This window comes from Actinacidiphila acidipaludis, from assembly GCF_019890725.1.
In the GTDB taxonomy this organism is placed as follows: Bacteria; Actinomycetota; Actinomycetes; order Streptomycetales; family Streptomycetaceae; genus Actinacidiphila; species Actinacidiphila acidipaludis.
In genome coordinates this window covers 1-13,289 of sequence record NZ_JAINZZ010000044.1, presented here as the reverse complement: position 1 = coordinate 13,289, position 13,289 = coordinate 1, and the positions used below count along the sequence as shown (strand labels likewise).

The following is a 13,289-nucleotide window of genomic DNA, read 5'->3' as shown; positions in this document are numbered from 1 at the left end:
CCGTGGTTCTCGGTGCCGTGGTTCTCGGTGCCGTGCTTCTCCGGGTGGTGCGCATGGGCGGGTCCTCAGCTTTCGTCGGTGGCGGGCGCGGCGGCCCAGGCGGGGAGGTTCACAGGGGTGCGCTGGAGCCCGATCCACTGGCGCCGGGTGAAGCCGGGCATCTGGTTCTCCGCGCCGTGCCGGGCGTGGGCGTCGTTGACGTGCACCTCACCGGCCTGCAGTCGCTCCGCGACGCCGTAGCCGCGGATCAGGTCGCGGGTGAAGACGGAGTTCATCAGCATGGGCAGGCCGTTGGTCAGGGCGACCGCCTCCTCCTCGGTGTCGACGACGGTCACCGGGATCACCGGCCCGAAGATCTCGTCGCGGAAGGCCGGCATCCCCGGGGTGACGTCCGCCAGCACCGTGGGCCGGTAGAACAGCCCGTCGTGGGTGCCGCCGGTGAGCAGCCGGGCGCCCATCGCCAGTGACGGCTGAACGATCGTGCGGTGCACCCGGTCGACCTGCGCGGCGCTGATCAGCGGACCGAGGACGGTGCCGGGCGCGAAGGGGTCCCCGACCGTCATCGCGGCGGCCCGGCTGGTGACGGCGTCGAGGTAGGCGTCCGCGACGGACCGCAGCACGATGTGGCGGCTGGCGCTGATGCAGGTCTGGCCCTGGAACTCCAGGGAGGCGATCATCGCGCAGCTCGCGGCGAAGTCCACGTCGGCGTCGTCCAGCACCAGGAAGGCGTTGCTGCCCCCGAGTTCGAGCCGGATGTCCCGCAACTCCCCCGCCGCGGCCCGGGAGATGGCGACACCGACCTCGCGTGAGCCCGTGAAGTCCAGCATGTCGAGGCCCTGGTGGCGGGCGAGCGGCCAGCCGGTCGCCGGCCCGTCGCCGGTGACGACGTTGAACACGCCGGGCGGCAGGCCCGCGTGGTCGGCGGCGGCGGCCAGGACCTGGCCGCCGATCGCCGGGGTGAGCTCGGCGGGTTTGAGCACCACGGTGTTGCCGAAGGCCAGGCCCGGCGCGAGGGCGCGCATCGCCAGGTTCATCGGGTAGTTCCAGGGGGTGATGAGCCCGAGCACACCCAGCGGCACCGCCCGGGACAGCGACAGCTTCCCGGCCTTGTACGGGGGCAGGATGTCGCCCGCGTGCTCGCTCACCTGCACGGCGGACAGGGCGAGTTGACGGATGCCGGTGCCCACCTCGTCCTCGGCCTTGGCCCGCACACCGCCGGTCTCGCGCATGCTCAGCTCGACCAGCTCGTCGTAGTGGTCCTCCAGGTAGCCGCAGAACCGCCTCAGGTACGCGGCGCGTTCGGGTGCGGACAGGGCCGCCCAGCCGGGCTGCGCGGCGCGGGCGGCGGCCACCGCGCGGTCCACGTCGACGGCCTCGCCGAGCGCGTAGCCGCCGATCCGCTTGCCGGTGGCCTTCTCCTCGACGTCACCGGTCAGCCCGGAGGCGGCGGGGACGAAGGCGCCGTCGATGTACAGCCGGCCGTCGCCGGGTCGTTCGGGCATGCGTGCTCCAGGGGCGGGGTGTCAGGGTTGGGGAAGCGTGCGCGGGCAGCGTTGCGCGGGCAGGGGTGCGCGACCGGGTGCCGCAGCGCCTCGCCTGCTTTTTCTGCGACTTAAACTAAGTAGCTAGGGATCCCGGGTCAATCGTCGCGCACGGCCTTTTTCCCGCCCCTCCGGCGGCCCCGGCTAATATGACAGCGCTGTTATATCCAGGAACCGACTGCTGCCGGAGGGGTCCCGCCATGCCCGAGCTGTATCCGCCGATCGAGCCGTACGAGCAGGGCGTGCTGGACGTCGGCGACGGCAACCACGTGTACTGGGAGGTCTGCGGCGACCCGCGGGGAAAGCCGGCCCTCGTCGTGCACGGCGGCCCGGGCTCCGGCTGCACACCCGGCATGCGGCGCTTCTTCGACCCCGCGAAGTACCGGGTCGTCCTGTTCGACCAGCGCAACTGCGGGCGCAGCACGCCACACGCGAGCGACCCGGCGACGGACCTGGAGCACAACACCACGCACCACCTGATCGCCGACATGGAGCGGCTGCGCGAGCACCTCGGCATCGACGCCTGGCTGCTGCACGGCTTCTCGTGGGGCTCGACGCTCGCCCTCGCCTACGCCGAGCGGCACCCCGGGCGGGTCAGCGAACTCGTCATCTCCAGCGTGACCACCACCCGCCGCTCCGAGACCGACTGGCTCTACCGCGGGGTCGGCCGGTTCTTCCCCGAGGCGTGGGACCGGTTCCTGGCCGGCGCGCCGGGCACCCCGCGGGACGGCGACGTCGTCGCGGCCTACGCCCGCCTGACCGAACACCCCGACGCCGCGGTCCGGGAGAAGGCCACGGCCGACTGGTGCGCCTGGGAGGACGCCGTACTGTCCGGTGAGACCAAGGGCTCCGGCAACCCCTACGGCGACCGCCCGACCACCGCCCGGCTGGCCTTCGTCCGGATCTGCGCGCGCTACTTCTCGCGGGGCGCCTGGCTGGAGGAGGGCGAACTGATCCGCGAGGCGCACCGGTTGACCGGCATCCCCGGTGTGCTCGTGCACGGCCGGCTGGACATGGGCGGCCCGCTGACCACCGCGTGGGAGCTGTGCCGCGGCTGGACCGACGCGGAGCTGACCGTCGTCGAGGACGCCGGTCACCTGGGCACCGAGGCGACCCGGGGGCATGTGCTGCGGGCGCTCGACCGGTTCGCCGCACACGGCTGACCGGGGCCGGGGCCGAGCCCACCGGAGACCGGCCGGACTTCCGGCCCGGAGCGGCCTACTTCCCGCCGGCGGTGAGGAGTTCGTGCACCGGCAGGGTCGCGGCGCCGAGCGCCACGGCCTCCTGGCCGAGCCGGCCGAGTTCGACGACCGTGCTCCCGGCCATGTAGTCCAGGGTGTGGCGCCGCATGGCGTCCCGCACCGCCGGCAGCATGGCGGGGCCCATGGCGGCGCTGACCCAGCCGGACAGGATCACCCGGTCGGGGCTGAGCAGGTTGATCAGGTTGGCGATGCCGATGCCGAGGTACTCGGCTGTCCGCTGGACGGTCCGCGCGGCCGGCCCCGGCTCGGCCGCCGCGGCCACCAGGTCGGCGACGCGCTGCTCGGTGCCGGACGGCCCGGGGCGCGCCACCCCGGCGAGACCGGCGTAGTGCTCCAGGATGGCGTCGGCGCCGACGTACGCCTCCAGGCAGCCGTGCGAGCCGCAGCGGCACGCGGCGCCGCCGGCCTCGACCACGGTGTGGCCCCACTCACTGGTGGCGCTGGTGACCCCGCCGGGCGACCCGGTGGCCACCGCCGCGCCCACGCCGACCGCGAGCAGGGCGACGATCGCCCGCTCGGCCCCGCGCCCGGCCCCCCGCCACATCTCGGCCTGGCCCAGCGTGCGGGCGCAGTTGTCCAGGTGCAGCGGTGCCGCGACGTCCGGCGCCAGCAGCTCGCCGAAGGGCACCCCCGACCAGCCCAGGGTGGGCGCGTGCACCAGGCCGCCGGGCAGCACCGCGCCCGGCACGCCGACCCCGACGCCCAGCAGGCCCGCAGGGTCGACCGCGGCCTTGGCGGTCACCTCCGCGATGCCGGCCGTCACCAGCGCCGCCAGCACCCCGGGCTCGGGGCGGCCCGCGTCCATCGGGAAGGTGGCGGTCGCCAGCGTGTCCAGCGTCCAGTCGAAGAGACCGACCTGGACGTGGGTCTCGCCGATGTCGACCCCCACGACCTGGGCGTAGCCCGGCCGGACCTCCAGCAGGGTGCGCGGCCGGCCGCCGTCGGAGTCCAGCAGTCCCGCCTCGGCGACCAGCCCGTCGGCCACCAGGTCCGTGACGACGTTGCTCACGGTCGCCGAGCTGAGGCCGGTGGCCCGCATCAGGTCGAAGCGGCTGGCCGGGCCGTGGAGGTAGAGCCGGGTCAGCACGGACGTACGGTTGTGGCGCCGGAGATCCCGGGTCGTCTGCCCCACGTCGCGCTTCACCGGACTCCCCCTCATGAGGTCGGGGGCGGTCACGGCCCCAGGGCCCCGGCCGCCGCGCCGCGACCTGCGGGGAGCTGCCTGCCCGGGCGCCGCGGCGCCGGTTCGTGACACAGCGCCCCCTGCGGTCGTGGCAGACGTTCACATCCGTACCCGGCACATAGTGCCAGATGGCGGACGTCCGGCAACCGTTCGGGGAGCGCTCTCCCACAGTGTGGGACGGCCTCACGGCACTTCCGTCCCCGGCGCCGGCCCGGCCCTGGAACGGGCGCGGCAGGGTGCACCTCGGCCCGTGCCCGTGACAGCACGCAGGGCGACGCGCCCAGACATCGGACGCCTGGCCCGCCCCGGGAAAAGGGGGCGGGCCAGGCGTCCGTGCCGCGGGTACACCCGGTCAGACCCGGCCGGCGCCCCGGTAGAGGTCGAGCTCGCCGTCCAGCTCCACGGCCAGCACCGTGGCGTGCGCGTCGACGTCCGCGGCGGCGGGCGCGTCGATCCACAGCACCCCGGGCACCTCGTGCAGGCCGCCGGTGACCTGGTGTCCGAGCTCCGCGCCGGTGCCCAGGACCGTCACCCGCCGCACCGGCGTGCGCAGGCCGCGTACCGACACGGTCTCGCGCGGTGCGTCGAAGCAGGTCAGATACAGGGTGCGCCGGTCGGCGGAGAGGGTGCTGGGGCCGTAGTGGTGCCCCGCGGGCAGCCCGGCGACCGTGCCGTACACGGCATCGGCGTGCCGCGCGATCCAGGCGCCCAGTCCTTCCAGCCGCCCGGTCTGCGCCTCGGTGATGGTGCCGTCCTCGCGCGGGCCGACGTCCAGGAGCAGGTTGCCGCCCGCGCCGATGGTCTCGGTGAAGTAGCGGACGAGCTGCCCGACCGACTTGTGGCGGTCGTCGTGCGCCTGGTAGCCCCAGGAGTCGTTGACGGTCAGGCAGAGCTCCCAGGGGCCGGCCGGCGGCTCCATCGGGACGCCCTGCTCGGGCGTGGCGTAGTCGCCGCGGCTGAGCATGCGGGCGTTCAGCACGGCCTCCGGGGTCACCGCGAGGATCTGGTCGGCCAGCCCGCCGATCCCCCACTGCTCCTCGGACCGCTCCCACTCGCCGTCGAACCACAGCAGGTCGGGACGGTAGCGCGTGGTCAGCTCCCGCACCTGGGCGTCGCGGTAGGCGAGGTAGCGGCGCCAGGCCGCCGGGTCCTCGGCGCCGGGCGCCGCGCTGCTGAGGCGGCTGTCGTTGACCGCCGCCTGGGCGGGGTCGGGGGCCGGGTGACGGACGCTCGGGTAGTCGGGGTGGGACCAGTCGGAGTGCGAGTAGTACAGGCCCACCTTCAGGCCCTCGGCACGCAGCGCGTCGGCGTAGCCGGCGACCAGGTCGCGGCCGGCCGGGGTGTCCCGGGCGACCGACAGCCCCTGCGGCGCCGCGGTGTCCCAGAGGGCGACGCCGTCGTGGTGCCGGGCGGTGAGCACCGCGTAGCGCGCCCCGGCGCGCGCGAACAGCCGCGCCCAGGCGGCGGGGTCGTAGGCGGAGGCGGTGAAGCCGCCGAGCTGCTTCATGTACTGCTCCCGCGTCGTCTGCCCCAGGTAGAAGGCCCAGGACTCGGGGACGCCGTCCACGGCGTAGATGCCGTAGTGCACGAAGATGCCGAGCTTGGCGTCGGGGAACCAGGGCTGCATGGGCATGGGTACGTCCTCACACACGGGGAAATTCATCGGAGGTATGGCCGCCGCCCCCGACCCTAGGCCCCACCGCGGGCGCCGATCAATCCCGGTCCGGTCCGATCCCTTGACACTCCGGAAATCGAGCGGCAACCATCGTGACCACGAGGAGAGCGCTCTCCCACACTCCCCCCTCACGTCCTCCCCGGGAGTCGCACCCTCACCTCCTCCCCCATCCCCCACAGGAGAAATACGGCATGAGAGCGTCGGCGCGTCTCCCCGTCCGGGTGCTGATCCCGTTCCTACTGGCCGTGTGCCTGGCGCTCTACGCGCTGGTCTTCCCCGCCGCACCCGCGCACGCGGCCGACTCCCTGCTGTCGCAGGGCAGACCGGCCACCGCCTCCAGCACCGAGGGCGCCGGGTACGCGGCGTCCCTCGCCGTCGACGGCGACCCCGGCACCCGCTGGGCGAGCGCGTGGAGCGACCCGCAGTGGCTCCAGGTCGACCTCGGCACCACCTCGACCGTCAGCAAAGTGGTGCTGACCTGGGAGGCCGCGTACGCCAAGGCCTTCACGATCCAGACGTCGAACGACGGCACCACCTGGACCGACGTCGCCGCCACGACGAGCGGCGCCGGTGGCACCCAGTCGCTGGCCGTCAGCGGCTCCGGCCGCTACGTCCGCATGTACGGCACCCAGCGCGCCACCGGCTACGGCTACTCCCTGTGGGAGTTCCAGGTCTACGGGACGACGGGCGGCGGGACCTCGGGCGGCGGCTCCGCGGGCACCACCGGCGGCGGCAGCGGAGGCTCGACGCCGCCGCCCGGCAACTGGACCACCGTGTGGAGCGACGACTTCGGCGGCGCCGCGGGCGCCCGGCCCAGCAGCGCCGACTGGCAGCTCGACACCGGCACCGCGTACCCGGGCGGCGCCGCCCAGTGGGGCACCGGCGAGGTCGAGACGGCCACCGACTCCCCCGCCAACGTCGGGCTGGACGGCGCCGGGCACCTCGCCATCACGGCGCTGAAGTCGGGCGGTGCGTGGACGTCGGCGCGGATCGAGACCAGGCGCAGCGACTTCGCGGCCCCGGCGGGCGGCCAGTTGCAGATCTCCGCGGTGCTGAAGCAGCCCGCGCCGGCGAAGTCCCTCGGCTACTGGCCGTCGTTCCGGGCGATGGGCGCCGCCTACAAGGGCGACACCACGACCTGGCCCGCGGTGGGCGAGAGCGACATCATGGAGGACGTCAACGGCCGTGACCAGCTCTCGGCCACGCTGCACTGCGGCACCGCCCCCAACGGCAACTGCCGTGAGTACAACGGGATGACGAGCGGCCTGGCCACCTGCGCCGGCTGCCAGAGCGGCTACCACACCTACTCCGAGATCGTCGACCGGACGACCTCCGACGAGCAGATCCGCTACTACCTCGACGGCCGTCAGGTGTGGCAGGTCAGCGAGTCCCAGGTGGGCACGGCGACCTGGCGGGCGGCCGTGGACCACGGCGTCTACCTCGACTTCAGCCTGCGGATCGGCGGTTCGTACCCCAACGCGGTGTGCGGCTGCACCTCTCCCGCCGACGACACCTCCTCGGGCGGCGTGCTGAGCGTCGACAGCGTCACCGTGGCGCAGAGCACCGGGAGCGCGCCGGCACCGCTCGCCGACCCGCCGGTGCCGTCCGGGGCCAGCAGCGTGCACGTCACCGGCTCCCAGGGCAACTGGCAGCTGACGGTGGACGGCAGGCCCTGGCAGGTCAAGGGCGTGACGTGGGGCCCGTCGACCGCGACCGCCGACGCGCACATGCGGGACCTGAAGGCGATGGGCGTCAACACCCTGCGCACCTGGGGCACGGACGCCACGTCGAAACCGCTGCTCGATTCCGCGGCCGCGTACGGCCTGAAGGTGATCAACGGCTTCTGGCTCAACCAGGGCGCGGACTACGTCAACGACACGACGTACAAGACCAACACCCTCAACGACATCAAGAACTGGGTGACGACCTACAAGGACCATCCCGGCGTGCTGATGTGGGACGTCGGCAACGAGGTCCTGCTGACCACCCAGGACCACTACTCGGGCGATCAGATCGAGCAGGAGCGGGTGGCCTACGCGAAGTTCGTGGAGCAGGTGGCCCAGGCGATCCACGCCATCGACCCCGACCACCCGGTGACCTCGACGGACGCGTGGACCGGCGCCTGGCCGTACTACAAGCAGTACACGCCGTCCCTGGACCTGTACGCCGTCAACTCCTACGGCGCGGTGTGCAACGTCCGGCAGGACTGGATCAACGGCGGCTACACCAGGCCGTACATCGTCACCGAGTCCGGCGAGGCCGGCGAGTGGGAGGTGCCGAACGACGCCAACGGGGTGCCCACCGAGCCGACCGAGGCCCAGAAGCGCGACGGCTACACCGGGGCGTGGAACTGCGTCGCCGGGCACACCGGGGTGGCGCTGGGCGCGACGATGTTCAACTACGGCGAGGAGAACGACTTCGGCGGCATCTGGTTCAACCTCACACCCGAGGGCTGGCGGCAGCCGGCCTACTACTCGGTCGCCCGGGCCTACGGCGGCAGCGCGCAGGCGAACACCCCGCCGGTGATCGGGTCGATGACGCTGAGCAACACCGCGTCGGTGCCCGCGGGCGGCACGTTCACCGTGTCCGCGCCGGCCACGGACCCGGACGGCGATCTGGTCCGCTACACGCTGATGTACTCCTCGAAGTACGTGGACAGCCAGACGGCCCTGCGGCAGGTGGACTTCGCCCAGACCGGCGACGGGCAGTTCACCGTCACCGCGCCGCACACGCTGGGCGTGTGGAAGGTGTACGTCTACGCCTTCGACGGGCACGGCAACGTGGGCGTCGAGACCCGGTCGTTCCGCGTGGTGGCCCCGCCGGTCGCGGGGACCGACGTGGCCAAGGGCCGGCCGACCACCGCGTCGTCGTACCAGCAGACCGGCACGGGTGCGCCGTTCCCGCCGTCGAACGCGACGGACGGCTCGTGGAGCACCCGGTGGGCGAGCGACTGGAGCGACCCGCAGTGGATCCAGGTCGACCTCGGCCAGGTGACCGCGGTCAAGCACGTGCAGCTCGGCTGGGAGTCCGCCTACGGCAAGGCCTACCAGGTGCAGGTCTCCAACGACGGCAACGCCTGGACGACGGTGTCCAGCACGTCGTCCGGCACCGGCGGCGTCGACACCCTCGACGTCAGCGGGTCCGGCCGGTACGTGCGGGTGACCATGACCCAGCGGGGCACCGCGTACGGCTACTCCCTCTACGAGTTCGGCGTCTACGCCTGAGGGACCGGGCGGGGTGCGGGGTGCGGATGTGCCCGCACGGGGGCCGCACCCGGCCCCCGGCGCGGGGGCCGGAAACGCCCCCGCCGGGCCGCTTCCTGACCGGCGGCTCGGCGGGGACATTCTGGGAGAGCGCTCTCCTACGTGGTATAACAGCCCCATGACCAGCAGCCGTCCGGTCGGGCCCCGCCAGCCCACCCTGGAAGATGTCGCCCGTTCCGCGGGGGTGTCACGGGCCACGGTCTCCCGGGTGGTCAACGGCACCCGTAACGTCGACCCGGCGATCCAGAAGATCGTCCAGGAGGCGGTGGCGGCCACCGGCTACGTGCCCAACCGCGCGGCCCGCACCCTCGTCACCCGGCGCACCGACTCGGTCGCCCTGGTCTTCTCGGTGCCGGACCACCACGCCGAGGACGACCCCTTCCTCGGCCAGGTCTTCACCGACCCGTTCTTCGGCCGGATCGTCGGCGGCCTGCTCACCGTGCTGCGCCCGCGCGGCGTGCACCCCGTGCTCATGCTCGCGGACTCCGAGGACGCCCGGCGGGGTCTGCTGGCGGGGCTGCGCAGGGAGCACACCGACGGCGTGGTGCTGGTGTCGATAGCGCCCGACGACCCCCTGCCGCTGCTGCTCACCGAGGCCGGGCTGCCGGCGGTGCTCTTCGGGCGCCCGACGGCCGAGGTGCCGATCAGCTTCGTGGACGTCGGCCAGCAGGCCGGGGCGCGGCTGGCGGTGGAGCACCTGCTCGGTCGCGGCTGCCGCCGGATCGCCACCGTCGCCGGCCCCTCCGACTCCCCCGCCGGACGCGACCGCCTCACGGGCTTCCGGCAGGCGATGGCCGCGCACGGCCACGACCGCCCGATCGGTGTCGAGGGCGACTTCACCCAGGAGGGCGGGGAGCGGGCGATGCGCCGGCTGCTCGCCGAACACCCGGACGTCGACGGGGTGTTCGTGGCCAACGACCTGATGGCCCAGGGCGCGCTGCACGTGCTGCGCGATCACGGCCGCCGGGTGCCGGACGACGTCGCGGTGATCGGTTTCGACGACAGCAGCGCCGCCCTGGCGTCGCGCCCGCTGCTCACCACGGTGCGGCAGCCGGTGGAGGACATGGCCGCGGAGATGGCGAAGCTGCTGATGGCGCTCATCGACGACCCGGCGCAGCAGAGCCGGTCGGTGATCTTCAAGACGACGCTGGTGCGGCGGGAGTCGGCCTGACCGAAGGCCCCTCCGCCTCGCCCGCCTGTTCGTCCGCCGGCGCACCGGCCCGGCGTCCTTCCGTGGCCGCCTGCCGCGAACCTCTGAGGTGGGCGCCCGCCTGCCCGGCGAGGGGGCCGGTGGCGCCGGGCACGGCGATGGCCGTCACCAGCAGCCCGTCGCGGACCAGCCAGCGCCCGCTGAACACGTCGGGGCCGACGCCCTCGGCGAGCAGCGGCCCGGGAACGAGCAGCCGCGCGGTGTACGCGCCGCGGTCGTCGGCGTCCGGGTCGCGGGTGAACGTCAACTCGGCCTCGTTGAAGCCCAGCATGCGGCGGTGGAACGGGTACCACGCCTTGTAGACCGTCTCCTTGGCGCTGAACAGCAGCCGGCCCCAGTGCAGGCCGGGGCTCTCCTCGGTGAGGGCGGCGAGCGCCTCGCGTTCGGCGGCGGTGGAGTGCACGACGTCCAGGACGCCCTCGGGCAGCGGCCCGTGCGGTTCGGCGTCGATGCCCAGGGTGAGGATCTCCGGACTGCGGGCGACCGCCGCGGCCCGGTAGCCCTCGCAGTGCGTGATGCTGCCGACCACGCCCCGCGGCCACACCGGCGCGCCGCGGTCGCCGTCCCGCGGGACCGGAAGCGGCGGGAGGCCGAGGGCGCCGAGGGCCGCGCGGGCGCAGGCCCGCCCGGCGGCGAACTCGCCCTTCCGTTTGGCCACGGCCCGGGCGACCGCCGCGGCCTCCTCGGGGTGCAGCGGCGCGCGGTCGAGCGCGTGTCCGCGCACGGCCCGGCAGCGGACGGCGGCGGGCAGCACGTGTTCGATCACGAGCGGGCTCCCTGGGGTCCGGAGAGGATCTGCCGAGGTCCCTGCGGCCCGTCCGGGCGGGGGCCCCACTCGCGGGGGTAGCCCAGCGAGACCTCGGTGAAGCGGACGCCGTCGCGCCAGGTGACGCGCGGGATGTGCAGATGGCCGTAGACCACCTCGGCGGCCCGGAAGCGGACGTGCCAGTCCTCGGTGAGTTCGGTGCCGCACCACAGGGCGAACGACGGATGGCGCAGCACCTCGGTGGGGTGGCGGTGCAGCGGCCAGTGGCCGGCCAGGACGGTGGGCAGTCCGGGGTCGAGGGCCTCCAGCCGCGCCCGGGTCTCCGCGACGCGCGCCCGGCACCAGTCGTCGATGCCCGGCAGCGGGTCGGGGTGCAGCAGCATCTCGTCGGTGCACACCACGCCCAGGTCCGTGGAGTACGCGAGCGCCTCCGCCTTGGTGGCGGCGCCGGGTGTGCCGTCGCGCCAGGAGTAGTCGTACAGCAGGAACAACGGGCAGACGGCGACCGGGCCTTCGGGGCCCTCCCACAGCGGGTACGGGTCCTCGGGCGTGGTGATGTCCAGGGCGCGCAGCTCGGCCACCAGCCGGCGGTAGCGCGCCTCGCCGCGCAACGTGACGGTGTCGCCCCGCGGCGTCCACAGTTCGTGGTTGCCGGGCAGCCACAGGACCTTCGCGAAGTGCCGCCGCAGGGTGGACAGCGCCCACAGGATGTCGTCGAAGCGCTCGCCGACGTCGCCGGCGACGATCAGCCAGTCGTCGTCCGTGCCCGGCCGCATCCGCTCGACGATCGCGCGGTTGGCGTCGTATCCGACGTGCAGGTCGCTGACGGCGAGGAGGCGGCCCCCGCGGGAGGCGGTCACCGCGGGTCCGGGCGGAGGAGTGCGCACACGGCGACGAGTCTCGCAGAGGCGGTGCGCCCCGAGCGGCTGACGGCCCGCAGGTTGGCAGGTGGCGGCCACGGCGCGCGGGCGTTGCGGCGCGGGCGGCGCGCGGTGACCGCCGGTCTTCCCGGCGGCCGGGGACGGCGTGCTACAGTGCAGTCGGGGACTTGGAGTCTGTGCCCTTCAGCGGCAGCCATCCCCTCCTTGCATTTCTCCGCGTTCCGGACTGTGCATCCGGACCGCGCATCCCGGCTTGCGTGTCCCGGATCGCATCTCCCGGAATCCCCGGATCGCACAGCCCCGGACCTCCGTTCCCGGATTTCCTCCGGACCTGTTGCGATCGCCGCCCGACGAGGTTTCCCGAAGCGCTCGGGGCCTTCCGTCGGGGCGTCTTTCCCCGGAGTTCTCGCCGGTGCTCCCGCCGGTGGCTCCTTCGCACCGGCCGGTGCTCTGCCGCACCGGACGCCGGTCGCCTCTCGCGGTCCGCGGAGCGTGAACCTCCCGCTCGCGCCGCACCTCTCTTCGCTGTGCCTTCCCCCCGTCCGCGAAAGGACGAACCTTCATGACCACCACACTCGAACGCCCCGCTGTCCGGCAGGAGTCGCCGCAGCAGGTGCGGGGCGTCCTCGACATCGAACGCGGCGGCCACGGCCGCCTCAGGAGCGCGAACCTGCTCCCCGGGCCCGACGACGTCCGCGTCCACCAGGCCGAGATCCGCAAGGCAGGCCTGCGGCCCGGCGACCTGGTGGAGGGCCTGGCCCGGCGGCCGGGCACCCTCGGCGAGGTCCGCCTCGTCAACGGCCGGGCCCCGGGCCTGCCCCGGCCCGACTTCGCCGACCTGACACCCCTGCACCCGCGCGAACGGCTGCGGCTGGAGAGCCCGGTGCTCACCGGCTCCGGTGCCGCCGCGGGCCGGATCACCGACCTGATGGCCCCGGTCGGCAAGGGCCAGCGCGGCCTGATCGTCGCACCGCCCAAGGCGGGCAAGACCGTGCTGCTGCAGAGCATCGCCGCCGCCGTCTCCGCCAACCACCCCGAGTGCCACCTGATGGTGCTGCTGCTCGACGAACGCCCGGAGGAGGTCACCGACATGCGCCGCCGGGTGCGCGGCGAGGTCATCGCCTCCACCTTCGACCAGCCGGCCCGGCAGCACATCGCGGTCGCCGAACTGGCCGTGTCCCGGGCACGGCGTCTGGTGGAGCAGGGCGAGGACGTCGTCATCCTGCTGGACTCGCTGACCCGGCTGTGCAGGGCGCACAACACCGCTTCCGCAGGCAGCGGCCGCACCCTGTCCGGCGGTGTGGACGCCGCCGCGCTGCTCGGCCCCAAGCGGCTGTTCGGCGCGGCCCGACTGGCCGAGGAGGGCGGCTCGCTGACCATCCTGGCCACAGCCCTGGTCGAGACCGGATCTCGCGCCGACGACTTCTACTACGAGGAGCTCAAGGGCACCGGCAACATGGAACTGCGGCTGGACCGCACGCTCGCGCAGCGGCGGGTCTACCCGGCGG

At 73.8% G+C, this 13,289-nt stretch carries 9 protein-coding genes; 4 read left to right on the top strand and 5 right to left on the bottom strand.

The window, feature by feature from the left end; genetic code table 11:
* Positions 1–65 precede the first annotated feature (65 nt).
* A complete protein-coding gene (locus K7862_RS26810; protein WP_222967045.1) occupies positions 66–1,502 on the bottom strand; it encodes an aldehyde dehydrogenase family protein in 1,437 nt (478 codons plus the stop codon).
* 239 nt (positions 1,503–1,741) lie between these two features.
* Here K7862_RS26810 and pip point away from each other — a divergent pair, with 239 nt between their 5' ends.
* The gene (pip, locus tag K7862_RS26805; RefSeq protein WP_222967043.1) at positions 1,742–2,704 is read left to right on the top strand and encodes a prolyl aminopeptidase; all 963 of its coding nucleotides are present in this window, start codon (positions 1,742–1,744) and stop codon (positions 2,702–2,704) included.
* 55 nt (positions 2,705–2,759) lie between these two features.
* Here the strand turns inward: pip and K7862_RS26800 are convergent, their stop codons facing one another.
* Entirely contained in the window at positions 2,760–3,947 is a 1,188-nt protein-coding gene (locus K7862_RS26800; RefSeq protein WP_308012202.1) for an ROK family transcriptional regulator, read from the bottom strand.
* A gap of 391 nt (positions 3,948–4,338) precedes the next feature.
* The gene (locus K7862_RS26795; protein WP_222967041.1) at positions 4,339–5,619 is read right to left on the bottom strand and encodes an alpha-L-fucosidase; all 1,281 of its coding nucleotides are present in this window, start codon (positions 5,617–5,619) and stop codon (positions 4,339–4,341) included.
* A 233-nt stretch (positions 5,620–5,852) separates the two neighbouring features.
* Here K7862_RS26795 and K7862_RS38600 point away from each other — a divergent pair, with 233 nt between their 5' ends.
* Positions 5,853–8,885, top strand: a complete 3,033-nt coding sequence (locus tag K7862_RS38600) for a discoidin domain-containing protein (protein WP_222967039.1) — start codon at positions 5,853–5,855, stop codon at positions 8,883–8,885.
* A 157-nt stretch (positions 8,886–9,042) separates the two neighbouring features.
* Positions 9,043–10,095, top strand: coding sequence for a LacI family DNA-binding transcriptional regulator (locus tag K7862_RS26785; protein WP_222967037.1), 1,053 nt, complete (start codon positions 9,043–9,045; stop codon positions 10,093–10,095).
* On the opposite strand, the gene K7862_RS26780 is transcribed toward K7862_RS26785, so the two are convergent.
* Both K7862_RS26780 and K7862_RS26775 read right to left on the bottom strand, forming a co-directional pair.
* Positions 10,061–10,900 (bottom strand): 4'-phosphopantetheinyl transferase family protein, encoded by an 840-nt coding sequence (locus K7862_RS26780; RefSeq protein WP_222967036.1) that lies wholly within the window; start codon positions 10,898–10,900, stop codon positions 10,061–10,063. The genes K7862_RS26785 and K7862_RS26780 overlap by 35 nt on opposite strands.
* On the bottom strand, positions 10,897–11,760 hold the full coding sequence (locus K7862_RS26775) for a metallophosphoesterase family protein (RefSeq protein ID WP_222967035.1): 864 nt from the start codon (positions 11,758–11,760) through the stop codon (positions 10,897–10,899). The genes K7862_RS26780 and K7862_RS26775 overlap by 4 nt, the downstream gene beginning before the upstream one ends.
* Before the next feature lie 583 nt (positions 11,761–12,343).
* Between K7862_RS26775 and rho the strand changes: the two genes are divergently transcribed.
* Positions 12,344–13,289, top strand: a 946-nt coding sequence (gene rho, locus K7862_RS26770) for a transcription termination factor Rho (protein ID WP_222967034.1), incomplete at its 3' end; no start/stop codon positions are given.